Raw genomic sequence first — 14,056 nt, 5'->3', positions numbered from 1 at the left:
TATATGATTTTATGAGAATTGACTCATTTGATAACCTCGATATAATTTTCCGTCTTTCACTTCCCAAATTACAAAAAAGTGTGCTAAAAGCATTTCTTCTCTAGGATTTTCAATTGTTTTTACAAAATGAGAATAACGTACAGAAACCATATTTCCTTCCTCAACTACATGTGTAATTCTCATTTTAGAACGAACGTAAGCTTTACTCAATTCATCAGATAAATTAAGTACATCTTGCTTTTTCATTTGAACAAAACCCTTACTACTGTTCCATTCGATGATTAAATCTTCGTGCAGAAATTCAGTAACTTCTGATTTATGTAAAAGCAAATCATTTTTATAAAAATCCAATACTAATTGTTTTGCTGTCATTACTTTAGATTTTTTATTATTTCTGGGATACGTTTTATATTGGCTAATTGCTTCAATTTTTCTCGAGATTCTTCAATTGGTGTTCCAAAATAGGACTTTCCGCCTTCTATTGATTTTGTTACACCTGTTTGACCAAGAACTACAGCCTTTGCTCCTATTGTAATTCCACTTGTGGTTCCAACTTGTCCCCAAAGTGTTACTTCGTCTTCAATAATAACACAACCTGCAATTCCGGTTTGAGCTGCTATTAGACATTTTTTACCAATTATTGTATCGTGTCCAACATGAACTTGATTGTCAATTTTTGTTCCTTCTCCAATAGTTGTATCACCTGTAACTCCTTTGTCTATAGTGCAAAGAGCTCCAATTCCAACATTATTTTCTATAACAACTCTTCCTCCAGAAAGTAATTGATCAAAACCTTCTGGACGTTTTTTATAATAAAATGCATCAGCTCCTAGAATAGTTCCTGCTTGAATAATTACATTATCACCAATAATACAATTATCATAAATTGAAACATTAGAATGAATAATACAATTTTTACCAATTTGAACATTGTGACCAATAAAACAATTGGGCTGAATTACTGTTCCATCTCCAACTATTGCAGAATTCGAAATAGAAACATTTGCAAATGTAAAAGGTCTAAAGTGATTGGTTAATTTATTAAAGTCTCTAAACGGATCATCAGAAATTAATAATGCTTTACCCAAAGGACATTCAACTTCTTTGTTAATTAAAACAATTGTTGCAGCTGATTGTAATGCTTTATCATAATATTTTGGATGATCTACAAATACGATATCGCCTGAAGTTACCACATGAATCTCGTTCATGCCATAAACAGGAAAATCATCGGCACCAACATATTGGCAACCAATGATTTCTGCAATTTCTTTAAGAGTATGTGTTTTTGAAAACTTCATATTTTTAGTGTTCAGTATTCAGTGTTCAGTTTTACCTGATTTTGTTCACTAAAATTATTCTTTTACACGTTCCATGTAAGAACCTGTAGCTGTATCAATTTTGATTTTATCACCTTCATTAATAAATAAAGGAACATTTACAGAAGCACCAGTTTCTACTTTTGCAGGTTTAGTAGCATTTGTAGCTGTATTTCCTTTAACTCCTGGTTCAGCATAAGTAACTTCAAGAACAATTGAAGCTGGCATATCTACAGAAAGTGGCATGTCAGTTTCAGTGTTAATTTGAACCATTACATTTGTTCCTTCTTTTAACAAATCTGGAGCGTCTAAGATTTTTTTATCTAATGTAATTTGCTCGTAAGACTCCGTATTCATGAAGTGAAATTGATCACCTTCAGCATATAAATACTGAAATGTTTGAGTTTCAACACGAATGTCTTCAATTTTGTGACCTGCAGAAAAAGTATTGTCTAAAACTTTTCCGTTAGTTAAACTTTTTAATTTAGTTCTCACGAAAGCTGGACCTTTACCTGGTTTAACGTGAAGAAATTCGATAATTTTATAAATATCGTGATTGAATTTAATACATAATCCGTTTCTAATATCTGATGTAGATGCCATTTTTATTGTTTTTAATTTTTATTTTTAATTAATAAGAACCTGAATAACCTTTCATGATTCCGCGTGATGAGTTTCTAATAAAATCTAATATTTCATCACGTTCTGGAGATGCAGCCATTTCGGCTTCAATGATTCCAACCGCTTGAGAAGTATTGTAATTTTTTTGATATAAAATTCTATAAATATCTTGAATTTCTCTAATTTTTTCAGAAGTAAAACCTCTTCTTCTTAAACCAACAGAGTTGATTCCAACATAAGATAAAGGCTCCTTTGCTGCTTTTGTATAAGGAGGAACATCTTTTCTTACCAATGAACCACCAGAAATCATGGCGTGATCACCAATATGAATAAATTGATGTATTGCCGCTAAACCTCCAATAATTGCATAATTACCAACAATAACGTGACCTGCCAAAGCAACTCCATTAACAATAATTGCATTATCCCCAATATGACAATCGTGAGCAATGTGTGCTGTTGCCATAATCAAACAATTTTTTCCAATTTTAGTTTGACCTGAAGCTACAGTACCTCTATTAATGGTAACACATTCTCTTACAGTAGTATTATCTCCAATTATTGCAAGTGATTCTTCACCTCCAAATTTTAAATCTTGTGGAACTGCTGAAATAACTGAACCTGGAAAAATATTGCAATTTTTACCAATTCTTGCTCCTTCCATTATGGTAACATTAGAACCAATCCAAGTTCCTTCTCCTATTTCAACATTATTGTGAATAGTTGTGAAAGGATCAATTACAACATTTCTTGCAATTTTTGCTCCTGGATGTACGTATGCTAGTGGTTGATTCATACTTTATATTTTTATTGCTTTTTAGCTATTTGTGCCATTAATTCAGCTTCTGCAACTAACTTTCCATTAGCATAAGCATTGGCTTGCATGTGACAAATTCCTCTTCTAATTGGTGAAATTAAGTCACATTTGAATAATAAGGTATCTCCAGGCAACACCTTATGCTTGAATTTTACATTATCAATTTTCATAAAATAAGTAAGGTAATTTTCTGGATCTGGAACAGTACTTAATACTAATATTCCTCCTGATTGAGCCATAGCCTCAACAATTAAAACTCCTGGCATAACTGGTGCATCTGGAAAATGTCCAACAAAGAAATTTTCATTCATTGTAACATTTTTCATGCCTACCACATGTGTTTCTGACATTTCAATAATCCTATCGATTAATAAAAATGGTGGTCTGTGTGGTAAAATATTCATAATTTGATGAATATCCATCAATGGTGGCAAATTTAAATCATAACATGGAACATGATTTTTTTGCTCAATCTTAATGATTTTTGATAATTTCTTTGCAAATTGAGTATTTACAAAATGTCCTGGTTTGTTAGCAATAACTTTACCTTTAATTCTAATTCCGACTAAAGCTAAATCACCAATAACATCTAATAATTTATGGCGTGCAGCTTCGTTTGGATAATGCAACGTTAAGTTATCAAGAATTCCATTTTCTTTTACAGAAATAGAATCTTTTCCGAATGCTTTTTTAAGGTTTTCCATTGTATTTGCAGAAATCTCTTTGTCTACATATACAATAGCATTATTTAAATCACCACCTTTAATTAAACCATTATCCAATAAACTTTCTAACTCGTGAAGAAAACTAAAAGTTCTACAATTGGCAATTTCAGTTTTAAATTCTGAAAGATTTTTCATTGTTGCATTTTGTGTACCAAGAACTTTGGTTCCAAAATCAACCATTGCAGTTACTTGATAATCATCACTTGGCATTACAAGTATTTCGCTTCCTGTAGCTTCGTCTGCGAAAGAAATAACTTCTTTAACAACATAATATTTACGTTCAGCATCTTGTTCTTCAACACCTACTTTTTCAATTGCTTCTACAAAATACTTTGACGAACCATCCATAATTGGTGGCTCAGAAGCATCTAATTCTATAATTGCATTGTCAACATCACAACCTACAAAAGCGGCTAAAACGTGCTCTGAAGTTTGAATCTTAACACCCAGTTTCTCTAAGTTGGTACCTCTTTGTGTATTGACTACATAATTAGCATCTGCTTCAATAATTGGACTTCCTTCTAAATCAACTCTTACAAATGTAAAACCGTTGTTTATAGGCGCAGGTTTAAAAGTCATTTTAACTTCTTTTCCTGTATGTAATCCAACACCTACAAGTGAAATTTCACTTTTGATGGTTTTTTGCTTAACCATAATATTCAATCTAGTTTATGTTTGTTATTTAATTTTCTTTTTTAAATCGTCTATATCGGAAACAATTTTAGGTAAATTTCTAAAATGCACATACGACTTGCTAAAATCACCATAATTAAATGCTGGTGTTCCTTGCACTACTTCTCCATCTCCAATACTTTTTCCAATTCCAGATTGAGCTTGTATTCTAACATTATTACCAATTGTAATGTGTCCAACAATACCAACTTGTCCGCCAATCATACAATTTTTACCAATTTTAGTAGAACCAGCGATACCTGTTTGAGAGGCAATTACAGTATTCTCTCCTATTTCAACATTATGAGCTATTTGGATTTGATTGTCCAACTTCACTCCTTTTCTTATTATTGTCGAGCCCATTGTTGCTCTATCAATTGTGGTACACGAACCAACTTCTACATCATCTTCAAGGATTACATTTCCTATTTGCGGAATCTTACTGTAAGTTCCATCTTCATGTGGTGCAAAACCAAATCCATCAGAACCAACAATAGTTCCTGAATGAATTACACAATTATTTCCAATTTCTGTTTCTGAATAAACTCTAACCCCAGCAAAAAACACACAATTATCACCAATAACTACATTATCGCCAATAAAGGTATTTGGATAAATCTTTACATTGTTTCCAATTTTGACATTCTTCCCAACATAACAAAAGCTTCCTAAATACAAATCGGTACCATATGTAACATTTTCAGAAATCACTGAAGGTTGTTCAATACCAGACTTCATTAACTTTACCTGATTGTAATATTCCAACAATTTAGAAAAGGCTTGATAAGCGTCTTCAACTTTAATCAAAGTCGTTGAAATAGCTTGCTCTGGTTCAAAAGTTTTATTTACAATTGTAACAGATGCTTCTGTGGAATAGATAAAATTTTGATATTTTGGATTGGACAAAAATGTCAGCGAACCAATAGTTCCCTCCTCTATTTTGGACAATTTGAAAACTTCAGCATTAGGATTACCTATTACTTCACCTTCTAGAATACCTGCAATTTGTTCAGCTGTAAATTTCATTGCTGCAAAAATATTAAATTTTAATGAAATACTATGTATCTAGTAACACTTTTGGAAAACATATAAAATATTTGGTCACTGGTTTTGACAATGCTTTCAAATGCAATTGATCTGAAGCTTCTACAACATCTTCTATTGTTCTGTCTTTTTTCAGAATTCGAATAGGCTCACTTGATTTACTATAAGCCTGATTTTTAAGTTTTCCTTTGAAAATAAAGTAATCTGCTTCTTTTTCTGAAATTGGATTTAATTTCATGAATTTTTGCTTTAAAACCAACAAATTCTCTTTTTCAGGTTTTTCATCAGACATTTGAATTTTTAACAAATCTCTATTGATAATCATCTTACACAATGAACTCAAAACAAAATCATCATTGAATTGCCATGCTTTTATTGCTCCCATTACATCATGATCATCTAACAAAGCAAAAGTCTTAATCGTTTCTTTATCAAATGTTTCTAATGAAATTTTATTTTCCATAAAAAACAAAAGTGGTTTACTACATTCCAAATGAATTCCTTTTTGAGTTAACTCTTTAGCTCTTTTTAAGATTTTCATTAAAATAATTTCGGCTACAACACTTGTTTTATGCAAATAAGCTTGCCAATACATTAATCGTCTAGCTACTAAAAATTTTTCTACCGAATAAATTCCTTTCTCTTCAATCACTAAAAAATCATCTTGAACATTCATCATCTGAATTAAACGTTCGCTATTGATATTTCCTTCAGCAACACCGCTGTAGAAACTATCTCTACGCAAATAATCCATTCTGTCCATATCCAACTGACTTGATATCAATTGATACATGAATTTCCTATGATATTCACCTTTGAATATTTTAATTGCTAATGACAATTTACCATCAAATTCTTCATTCAATTCATTCATAAAAAGCAATGAAATTTCTTCATGATGTACATCTTCTACAATACTATTTTCCATAGCATGCGAAAAAGGCCCATGTCCAATATCATGAAGTAAAATTGCAATTAACAATGCATTTTCTTCATCCTTTGAAATTGTAACATCTTTAAATTGAAGTGTTTGAATAGCTTTTTGCATTATGTGCATACATCCCAAAGCATGATGAAATCTAGTATGATGTGCTCCTGGATAAACCAAATACGACATTCCCATTTGAGAAATACGTCGCAAACGTTGAAAATAGGGATGTTGAATTAAATCGTAAATTAAGGTATTTGGTATGGTTATAAATCCGTAGATTGGATCATTGAATATCTTGAGTTTATTGGTAGGATTCACAAACGAGCTGATTTATTTTAAACAAATATAAGCTAATTGTTAAAAACAAAAAAACTATTTTTTTAATGAGAAAACCTTTCTTGATAGTAATTTTTCTAAATTTGCTTAAACAATAGTTAATTTTTAGTTTCGATAAATGGAAAATAAAACAAAAATAACCGTAGAATGTACTTTCAAAAGTAGCTTAGATAAAGTCTGGAATTACTGGACAACACCAGAACAAATCATGTTATGGAATCATGCTTCAGACGATTGGCACTGCCCAAAAGCTAGTAATGATTTAAAAGTTGGCGGACGCTTTTTGTATACTATGGCTGCTAAAGATGGAAGTTTTAGTTTTGATTTTGAAGGAACTTACACTGAAGTAATTGAAAACAAATCTATTAAATATGTTTTAGACGACGAAAGAGAAGTAAGTATAGATTTTATTTCAATTGGTGACACTGTAGAAGTTGTAGAGACTTTTGAAGCAGAAACTCAAAATCCAGTAGAATTACAACAGTTTGGATGGCAAGCTATTCTTAATAATTTCAAAAAGTTGGTAGAAAACAACTAACTATTCTTTTTCCTTTCTACCGCGTAAAATATCTTCTAGAGTACAGCACTTTACAATTTCTTCTTCACCAAAAACTAACATCGGCAAATGGATGTACTCCACTGCCGATAAGTCTTCGTTTAAATAAAATTTCATATCGTCCAAATTGTAAAACCATTCCTTGTCAAATTGAACTTTGTGAACAGTAGCGTCTTCCAACAACAATTTTTCCGTTAAAGGTTTCATGTTGATTAATATTTCAATAATTCCAATAATCCTTCTTCAAATCTCACCTTCGGCAAATATTGATCTTCCAATGCTTTTACAAATGGAATAGCACTTTCAATACTTCCAACACGTTTCACAGGCGCATCTAAATATTCAAAACAATGTTCCATAATCATAGAAGAAATATCACTTGAAATACCACCAAATAAAGTATCTTCTTGTAAAATAATACATTTTCCTGTTTTCTTAACCGAAGCAAAAATAGTTTCAGTATCTAAAGGTTGTAATGTTCTCAAATCAATTAAATCCGCTTTGATTTCAGGATTTTTAGACAAAGTTTCTAAAGCCCAATGAACTCCTGCTCCAAAAGAAATAATAGTTACATCATTACCTTCTTTAAGCACAGAAGCTTTTCCAAAAGGTAACGTATAATAATCTTTAGGAACATCTTGATAAACAGAACGATACAATTGTTTGTGCTCAAAAAACACAACTGGATTCGGGTCATTAATTGCTGTATTCAATAAACCTTTAAAATCGAATGGAAATGCTGGATAAACCACTTTCAAACCTGGTGTTTTGGTAAACCAAGCTTCGTTAGTTTGAGAATGAAATGGCCCAGCTTGAGTTCCACCACCGCAAGGCATTCTAACCACAACATCCGATTTTTCATTCCAACGATAATGTTGTTTGGCTAATAAATTCACAATTGGATTAAATCCGGAAGAAACAAAATCAGCAAATTGCATTTCAACAATAGCTTTATGTCCATTGATTGACAAACCATTTGCAGCAGAAACTACAGCACTCTCACAAATAGGTGTATTTCTAACTCTTCCTTTTCCAAATTGTTCTACAAAACCTTCAGTAATTTTGAATGCACCACCATATTCCGCAATATCTTGTCCCATAATAACCAAATTATCATGACGTTCCATAGATTGTCTTAAAGCATTTGAAATAGCATCAATTACTCTAATATTTTCTATTTCGTTTGAAGGATTAACTTCTTCAAATTGATATGGTTGAAACATATCATTTAACTCTTCACTCAAATCAGCTACAACTTCAGGTTCAGCTTGAGTGATTGCCCAATGTTCATCAATTTCAGCTTTTATAGTTGCTTTAAATTCGGCGTCTAATTCTTCATATAAAACTCCAACATTAACCAAATACTCTTTATAATTTGAAATTGGATCTTTAATTGCCCACATGTCCATCAATTCTTGCGGAACATACTTAGTACCACTCGCCTCTTCGTGACCACGCATTCTAAACGTTTTAAATTCCAATAAAACTGGTCGCGGATTTACCGCTAAAGATGCTTTCAATTCAGCAATTTTAGTATAAACTTCTAAGATGTTATTTCCATCAATAATGTGGCTTTCCATTCCATAACCAATGCCTTTATCAGCAAGGTTTTCACAACGATATTGCTCGTTAGTTGGCGTTGAAAGTCCGTAACCATTATTTTCAATAACAAACAAAACCGGCAATTCCCAAACAGCAGCAATGTTTAATGCTTCGTGAAAATCACCTTCAGAAGTTGCTCCTTCACCAGTAAATACTGCGGTTACTTTACCATTTTGTTTTAATTTATTAGCCAAAGCAATTCCATCAGCAACACCCATTTGTGGACCAAGATGCGAAATCATTCCAATAATTTTGAATTCTTGTGTTCCAAAGTGAAAACTTCTGTCACGACCTTTGGTAAAACCAGTTTTCTTACCTTGCCATTGCGAAAACAAACGGTGCAACGGAATATCTCTACCTGTAAAAACTCCCAAATTTCGATGCATTGGCAAAATGTATTCGTCATGGTCTAAAGCAGCCGTAATTCCAACAGAAATAGCCTCTTGACCAATTCCTGAAAACCATTTAGAAACTTTACCTTGACGAAGAAGAATAAGCATCTTCTCTTCTATTAATCTAGGTTTTAGTAGTTTTTTATATAAATCCAACAATTGAATATTGGACAATTCTTTTCTATCAAAGTTCATGTGATTGTTTATTTACGATTGCAAAAATATAAAAAAAGGATTCTTTTATGCTAACCTTTTTGCGGAATTGTTTGGAATTTTGATTGTTTTTTGACAATTCTCTTCCTTTACAAGAATGACAGAAAGTCAAGGTGGTTTTTTGGAACACAGATTGAAGAAATTAGAAATATTTTAAAAATTCTTTGATTACCTGAATCTGTGTTACTAAACTCAATAAATATTTGTTAATAACTTACACACAATCAAAATAAAATTTTCATACATTTGTAGCTATGATTGGTATAAATCCAATTTTAGTTATTAACAAAAAAGTTTTAGTAAATGCAACAAATTCCTAGTGTTGACTTACGTGATTTCCTGTCGGATGATCCGGCACGTAAACAAAAATTTGTAAATGAAATCGGAAAAGCTTACGAAGAAATTGGTTTCGTAGCGTTAAAAGGTCACTTTCTTGATGACCAATTAGTGGAAAATCTTTATGCTGAAGTGCGTAATTTCTTTAATCTTCCTCTTGAAGTAAAAGAAAAATACGAAATTCCGGGCATTGGCGGACAACGTGGCTATATTTCTTTTGGAAAAGAACATGCTAAAGGTCGTTCGGCAGGTGATTTAAAAGAATTTTGGCACTTCGGACAATACGTTTCGGAAGGTTCAAAATATGCTAATGAATATCCAGAAAATGTAACTGTAAATGAATTAGCTAACTTCAATGCAACTGGTAAAGAAGCTTATCAAATGCTTGAAAAAACAGGTGTTTATGTATTGCGCGCTTTAGCTATTCACATTGGATTAGACGAATTCTATTTTGACAATTACATCAAAGACGGAAACAGTATTTTACGTCCAATTCACTATCCACCAATCACTGACGAACCTAAAGATGGTGCTGTTCGTGCTGCTGCTCATGGTGACATCAACTTGATTACACTTTTAATGGGTGCGCAAGGAAAAGGATTACAAGTTCAAAATCACGATGGTCAATGGATTGATGCTATGGCGCAACCAGACGAATTGATGATTAATGTTGGTGATATGTTATCAAGACATACTAACAACAAATTGAAATCAACGATTCACCAAGTTGTAAATCCACCAAGAGAATTATGGAATACTTCAAGATATTCTATTCCTTTCTTCATGCATCCTGTAAGTGATATGAAATTAAATTGCTTACCAGAATGCATCGACGAAAACAATCCAAAATTATATGAAGACATCACTGCAGGTGACTATTTATATGAAAGATTGGTTGATTTAGGATTGATTAAGAAATAAAGGGAAGAAATTCCAATAGTAAAATTCCAAATTCCAATTAGTTTTGGGGTTTGGTTTTTTGTTTAAAAATTTAAAAAAATATACGCCACGATGGAACGCGGATGAAACGGATTTACTTCGTAAAACGCAGATTAAAACAGATTTTTGAAACTTAATTATTAAAATATATGCCAAATGGAATTATTACACAAAGATTTAACAGATGTAATTTTGAAAACTTTTTATGAAGTTTATAACGAACTTGGATACGGTTTCCTTGAAAAAGTTTATCAAAATTCTCTACTAATTGAATTAAGAAATAAAGGATTAAATGTTATTCCTCAAAAGAAAATAAAAGTCTTCTATAGAGGAAACGAAGTTGGAGAATATTTTGCAGATTTAATTGTTGAGGACAAAGTTGTTTTAGAATTGAAAGCAGTTGAATATATTGTTGAAGAATTTGAAAATCAGCTATTAAATTATTTAAAAGGGACAGATTGTGAAGTTGGATTATTATTAAATTTTGGTAAGAAACCTGAATTCAGAAGAAGAATTTACGAGAATAAAAGAAAGTATAGAAAAAATCAGTTTTAATTCGCGTTTCGCATAAGCGAATCCGTTTTATCCGCGTGCTAAAAAATATGGATTTACAAGAACAACTAAAAAAACTATTTCCAGACCACGAAGTTTCTAACGAACCAGAAATTGTTGAGGAAAAAGAACACGAATTATTCGTCCAAAAAGAACCAATGATTTGTAAATTTGAAAAACGCAAAGGAAAACCCACAACCATTATTTCTGGTTATGAAGGTGAAGATGAAGATTTCAAATTATTGGCAAAAGAATTAAAAAATAAACTTGCTGTTGGCGGAACATTCAAAGACGGCGAAATCATTATTCAAGGCGATTATCGTGATAAAATAATGAAGTTATTACAAGACAAAGGATTTAAAACAAAACGAGTTGGAGGTTAGTTCAGTTGACAGTTATCAGTCGCAGTAAGCAGTAACTTTTAAACTCATAAACAATAAAAAAATGATTGCATCATCAGAATTAATATTGAATCCGGACGGAAGTGTTTACCACTTGAACCTAAAACCGGAACATATTGCAAAAGACATCATCTTCGTTGGTGATCAAAATAGAGTGGAGAAAATTACCAAACATTTCTCAAGCATTGAGTTTTCGCAACAAAAACGTGAATTCAAAACACAAACCGGAATTTACAAAGGAAAACGAATTACCGTAATGTCATCAGGCATTGGTCCTGATAATATTGACATTGTTATGAACGAATTGGATGCTTTGGTTAACATCGATTTAAAAACTCGTGAAATCAAAGAAGAATTGACTTCGTTGAATATTGTTCGAATTGGAACTTCAGGTTCATTACAAGCTGATATTCCTTGCGATAGTTTTGTTATGAGTCAATACGGATTGGGATTAGATAACATGCTTCGCTCCTATTTAATTGATGAAATTTCAGAAACTGCTATGGAAGACGCTTTTATTGCTCAAACCAATTGGGATATGAAAAAAGGTCGTCCATATGTAATTAAAGGAAGTGAAATTCTTGAAAAACGTTTGGAAAGCGACAAAATCTATAAAGGATTTACAGGAACTGCAGGCGGATTTTATGGTCCACAAGGAAGAGTTTTGAGATTAGATATTCAAGATCCAGAATTGAACAGTAAAATGGACAAATTTGAATTTGAAGGCATCAAAATGACCAATCTTGAAATGGAAACCGGAGCCATTTATGGTTTAGGAAAATTGCTGGGACATCAATGTTTATCATTAAATGCAATCATTGCCAATCGTGCAACTGGAACTTTCAGTGAAGATCCATACAAAGCGGTTGATGCCTTGATTGAATATGCTTTGGATAAATTAGCGGAGTAGATTAACAATTGATGAGTTAAGATTTTTAAAGTTTTAAAATGGAAAATGAAATATGTTGTGACACAATGAAATATCATTTAGAATTTAAATGTGATATTCATAAAGATGATTTCGATTGTCCAGACAAAATCATATATTCCTCTAAAAAAAATAAAGAATTTGGAATAATAATTCATGATGGAGGAACTTCATTTATTAAAATAAAATTTTGTCCTTGGTGTGGAAAAAAAATAAAAAAGAAATCCAAGGTATAATTTAATATTTTAAATTAATAATTAAGATTTATGACTTTCAGATTTGCAAGACATACCAACAATTTAGAACAACTCAAATCCTTTTATATTGATATTTTAGGATTGGAATTACTTGGTGGTTTTGAAAATCACGGAGGTTATGATGGCGTTTTTATTGGTAAACTAAATGAAAATTGGCATTTAGAATTTACCAAATCGGACGAGATTGTTACATTTAATTTTGGTGAGGAAGATATTTTAGTTTTTTATCCAAACACTAAATTAGAATTTGAACTGATTCACAATAGAATTGAATCACACTCAATCAAATTTATTGATTCAAAAAATCCCTATTGGAATGAAAATGGTAAGATGATTTTAGATCCTGATGGATATCGCGTAGTAATTTCTCATTTGAAGATAGAATAAAACTCAAAACTATAAAATGAAAGAAAAAATAACAAAATTTGAATTCGTTTTGAAAGAGTTTGCGGCTTCAAATATTTTTATAAAAATTGCAGATTTTGAGATAAAACCTTCAGAAACAAAATGGTCTAAAAAGGAAATCTTAGGTCATTTAATTGATTCGGCGATTAATAATATTCAGCGATTTACAGAAATTCAAACATTTGAGAAACCTTATAAAATAAGAACTTATAATCCTGATGATTTAGTAAAATCTAATGATTATCAAAATAAAAACAATCAAGAATTATTTGATTTATGGATGAATTTAAATCTTCATATTTTGCATATTGCAAAAAATCAAACCAATGAAAAATTAAATTATAAATTAATTCTTCCAAATGGTGAGCTGTCTGATTTACAATTCTTAATAGAAGATTACTTCGACCATTTATATCATCATTTAAATCAAATTAACCCAGAATGCATTTAATATTAGAAACTGAAAGACTACTACTTCGACCATTTGAAAAATCAGATGCTGAAGCATTATTTGAAATGGATAAAAATCCAGAAGTCCATAATTATTTATGGCAAAAGCCTTGTATTAATATTCAAGAAGTTTACGATTATATTGAAATGGTTCAAAAACAATATCTAGATAGAGGAATTGGTCGATTTTCTACTATTTTAAAAGAAACTAATGAACTAATTGGTTGGACAGGAATCAAATTTGTAAATGACCATGTTGAAAATGGTAATACAAATTTCTTTGACTATGGTTATCGCTTGAATGAAAAATTTTGGAACAAAGGTTATGCAACCGAAGCATCACTTGCTTGGCTTGATTATGGTTTCAATCAAATGAATATTAAAGAAATGAATGCTTACACACATGCAGAAAATGGAGCTTCAAATCATGTTTTGCAGAAAGTAGGTTTCAATTTCATGGAAGATTATCCTAATAATGATGGAGTTATTTGGAAATGGTGGAAAATTAGTAGGCAGTCGCAGTAAGCAGTTTTCAGTTGAAATAACTCAGAACAAAATCC

Annotated in this window: 18 protein-coding genes; 9 read left to right on the top strand and 9 right to left on the bottom strand. The window is 31.4% G+C overall.

Annotated elements, in window-relative coordinates:
• Window positions 1-9: 9 nt before the first annotated feature.
• The 7 genes from ACIQ06_RS01260 to ACIQ06_RS01230 are packed head-to-tail and all read right to left on the bottom strand — an operon-like array spanning window position 10 to window position 6,447.
• Window positions 10-372: a nuclear transport factor 2 family protein gene (locus ACIQ06_RS01260; protein ID WP_344816390.1), complete on the bottom strand. Its 363-nt coding sequence runs from the start codon at window positions 370-372 to the stop codon at window positions 10-12.
• A complete protein-coding gene (locus ACIQ06_RS01255) occupies window positions 372-1,301 on the bottom strand; it encodes a UDP-3-O-(3-hydroxymyristoyl)glucosamine N-acyltransferase (protein WP_396143218.1) in 930 nt (309 codons plus the stop codon). The genes ACIQ06_RS01260 and ACIQ06_RS01255 overlap by 1 nt, the downstream gene beginning before the upstream one ends.
• A 54-nt stretch (window positions 1,302-1,355) precedes the next feature.
• Window positions 1,356-1,922 carry an elongation factor P gene (gene efp / locus ACIQ06_RS01250; protein ID WP_344816388.1) on the bottom strand — a complete coding sequence of 189 codons (567 nt, stop codon included), beginning with the start codon at window positions 1,920-1,922 and terminating at the stop codon, window positions 1,356-1,358.
• A gap of 28 nt (window positions 1,923-1,950) precedes the next feature.
• Entirely contained in the window at window positions 1,951-2,736 is a 786-nt protein-coding gene (lpxA, locus tag ACIQ06_RS01245) for an acyl-ACP--UDP-N-acetylglucosamine O-acyltransferase (RefSeq protein WP_345094515.1), read from the bottom strand.
• 11 nt (window positions 2,737-2,747) lie between these two features.
• Window positions 2,748-4,136 (bottom strand): bifunctional UDP-3-O-[3-hydroxymyristoyl] N-acetylglucosamine deacetylase/3-hydroxyacyl-ACP dehydratase, encoded by a 1,389-nt coding sequence (locus ACIQ06_RS01240; protein WP_396143214.1) that lies wholly within the window; start codon window positions 4,134-4,136, stop codon window positions 2,748-2,750.
• A gap of 24 nt (window positions 4,137-4,160) precedes the next feature.
• Window positions 4,161-5,180, bottom strand: coding sequence for a UDP-3-O-(3-hydroxymyristoyl)glucosamine N-acyltransferase (lpxD, locus tag ACIQ06_RS01235; RefSeq protein ID WP_396143211.1), 1,020 nt, complete (start codon window positions 5,178-5,180; stop codon window positions 4,161-4,163).
• Window positions 5,181-5,211: 31 nt separating this feature from the next.
• Window positions 5,212-6,447 carry an HD domain-containing protein gene (locus ACIQ06_RS01230; protein WP_396143208.1) on the bottom strand — a complete coding sequence of 412 codons (1,236 nt, stop codon included), beginning with the start codon at window positions 6,445-6,447 and terminating at the stop codon, window positions 5,212-5,214.
• Window positions 6,448-6,583: 136 nt separating this feature from the next.
• On the opposite strand from ACIQ06_RS01230, the gene ACIQ06_RS01225 reads away from it, so the two are divergent.
• Complete coding sequence (locus ACIQ06_RS01225; RefSeq protein WP_396143205.1) at window positions 6,584-7,003, top strand: SRPBCC family protein; 420 nt, start codon at window positions 6,584-6,586, stop codon at window positions 7,001-7,003.
• Here ACIQ06_RS01225 and ACIQ06_RS01220 read toward each other — a convergent pair whose 3' ends face one another.
• Together ACIQ06_RS01220 and ACIQ06_RS01215 are read right to left on the bottom strand one after the other, a co-directional pair.
• Window positions 7,004-7,228, bottom strand: a complete 225-nt coding sequence (locus ACIQ06_RS01220; RefSeq protein ID WP_396143203.1) for a hypothetical protein — start codon at window positions 7,226-7,228, stop codon at window positions 7,004-7,006.
• Window positions 7,229-7,233: 5 nt separating this feature from the next.
• Window positions 7,234-9,210, bottom strand: a complete 1,977-nt coding sequence (locus tag ACIQ06_RS01215) for a thiamine pyrophosphate-dependent enzyme (RefSeq protein WP_396143201.1) — start codon at window positions 9,208-9,210, stop codon at window positions 7,234-7,236.
• 321 nt (window positions 9,211-9,531) lie between these two features.
• Between ACIQ06_RS01215 and ACIQ06_RS01210 the strand changes: the two genes are divergently transcribed.
• From ACIQ06_RS01210 to ACIQ06_RS01175, 8 genes are all read left to right on the top strand, one after another.
• A complete protein-coding gene (locus ACIQ06_RS01210) occupies window positions 9,532-10,485 on the top strand; it encodes an isopenicillin N synthase family dioxygenase (protein WP_396143199.1) in 954 nt (317 codons plus the stop codon).
• A gap of 174 nt (window positions 10,486-10,659) precedes the next feature.
• The gene (locus ACIQ06_RS01205) at window positions 10,660-11,058 is read left to right on the top strand and encodes a GxxExxY protein (RefSeq protein ID WP_396143197.1); all 399 of its coding nucleotides are present in this window, start codon (window positions 10,660-10,662) and stop codon (window positions 11,056-11,058) included.
• Window positions 11,059-11,105: 47 nt separating this feature from the next.
• On the top strand, window positions 11,106-11,438 hold the full coding sequence (locus ACIQ06_RS01200) for a translation initiation factor (protein ID WP_298304029.1): 333 nt from the start codon (window positions 11,106-11,108) through the stop codon (window positions 11,436-11,438).
• A 61-nt stretch (window positions 11,439-11,499) separates the two neighbouring features.
• Window positions 11,500-12,366: a nucleoside phosphorylase gene (locus ACIQ06_RS01195; protein ID WP_396143195.1), complete on the top strand. Its 867-nt coding sequence runs from the start codon at window positions 11,500-11,502 to the stop codon at window positions 12,364-12,366.
• A 65-nt stretch (window positions 12,367-12,431) separates the two neighbouring features.
• Entirely contained in the window at window positions 12,432-12,620 is a 189-nt protein-coding gene (locus ACIQ06_RS01190; protein ID WP_396143193.1) for a DUF6980 family protein, read from the top strand.
• A gap of 30 nt (window positions 12,621-12,650) precedes the next feature.
• A complete protein-coding gene (locus tag ACIQ06_RS01185; RefSeq protein ID WP_396143191.1) occupies window positions 12,651-13,028 on the top strand; it encodes a VOC family protein in 378 nt (125 codons plus the stop codon).
• A gap of 16 nt (window positions 13,029-13,044) precedes the next feature.
• A complete protein-coding gene (locus tag ACIQ06_RS01180; RefSeq protein WP_396143189.1) occupies window positions 13,045-13,497 on the top strand; it encodes a DinB family protein in 453 nt (150 codons plus the stop codon).
• Window positions 13,488-14,021, top strand: coding sequence for a GNAT family N-acetyltransferase (locus tag ACIQ06_RS01175; protein ID WP_396143187.1), 534 nt, complete (start codon window positions 13,488-13,490; stop codon window positions 14,019-14,021). The genes ACIQ06_RS01180 and ACIQ06_RS01175 overlap by 10 nt, the downstream gene beginning before the upstream one ends.
• The last annotated feature ends 35 nt before the right edge of the window (window positions 14,022-14,056 follow it).

The organism is Flavobacterium sp., from assembly GCF_044341265.1.
Classification (GTDB): Bacteria; Bacteroidota; Bacteroidia; order Flavobacteriales; family Flavobacteriaceae; genus Flavobacterium.
This window is presented reverse-complemented; position numbering and strand designations above follow the sequence as displayed.

What these genes read in the sequence shown, in the direction of transcription:
- lpxD (WP_396143211.1), bottom strand. Translation starts at nt 5,180, where the DNA reads ATGAAATTTACAGCTGAACAAATTGCAGGTATTCTAGAAGGTGAAGTA.
- ACIQ06_RS01210 (WP_396143199.1), top strand. Translation starts at nt 9,532, where the DNA reads ATGCAACAAATTCCTAGTGTTGACTTACGTGATTTCCTGTCGGATGAT.
- efp (WP_344816388.1), bottom strand. Translation starts at nt 1,922, where the DNA reads ATGGCATCTACATCAGATATTAGAAACGGATTATGTATTAAATTCAAT.
- ACIQ06_RS01175 (WP_396143187.1), top strand. Translation starts at nt 13,488, where the DNA reads ATGCATTTAATATTAGAAACTGAAAGACTACTACTTCGACCATTTGAA.
- ACIQ06_RS01190 (WP_396143193.1), top strand. Translation starts at nt 12,432, where the DNA reads ATGAAATATCATTTAGAATTTAAATGTGATATTCATAAAGATGATTTC.
- ACIQ06_RS01225 (WP_396143205.1), top strand. Translation starts at nt 6,584, where the DNA reads ATGGAAAATAAAACAAAAATAACCGTAGAATGTACTTTCAAAAGTAGC.
- ACIQ06_RS01255 (WP_396143218.1), bottom strand. Translation starts at nt 1,301, where the DNA reads ATGAAGTTTTCAAAAACACATACTCTTAAAGAAATTGCAGAAATCATT.
- ACIQ06_RS01215 (WP_396143201.1), bottom strand. Translation starts at nt 9,210, where the DNA reads ATGAACTTTGATAGAAAAGAATTGTCCAATATTCAATTGTTGGATTTA.
- lpxA (WP_345094515.1), bottom strand. Translation starts at nt 2,736, where the DNA reads ATGAATCAACCACTAGCATACGTACATCCAGGAGCAAAAATTGCAAGA.
- ACIQ06_RS01240 (WP_396143214.1), bottom strand. Translation starts at nt 4,136, where the DNA reads ATGGTTAAGCAAAAAACCATCAAAAGTGAAATTTCACTTGTAGGTGTT.
- ACIQ06_RS01205 (WP_396143197.1), top strand. Translation starts at nt 10,660, where the DNA reads ATGGAATTATTACACAAAGATTTAACAGATGTAATTTTGAAAACTTTT.
- ACIQ06_RS01260 (WP_344816390.1), bottom strand. Translation starts at nt 372, where the DNA reads ATGACAGCAAAACAATTAGTATTGGATTTTTATAAAAATGATTTGCTT.
- ACIQ06_RS01200 (WP_298304029.1), top strand. Translation starts at nt 11,106, where the DNA reads ATGGATTTACAAGAACAACTAAAAAAACTATTTCCAGACCACGAAGTT.
- ACIQ06_RS01185 (WP_396143191.1), top strand. Translation starts at nt 12,651, where the DNA reads ATGACTTTCAGATTTGCAAGACATACCAACAATTTAGAACAACTCAAA.
- ACIQ06_RS01180 (WP_396143189.1), top strand. Translation starts at nt 13,045, where the DNA reads ATGAAAGAAAAAATAACAAAATTTGAATTCGTTTTGAAAGAGTTTGCG.
- ACIQ06_RS01195 (WP_396143195.1), top strand. Translation starts at nt 11,500, where the DNA reads ATGATTGCATCATCAGAATTAATATTGAATCCGGACGGAAGTGTTTAC.
- ACIQ06_RS01220 (WP_396143203.1), bottom strand. Translation starts at nt 7,228, where the DNA reads ATGAAACCTTTAACGGAAAAATTGTTGTTGGAAGACGCTACTGTTCAC.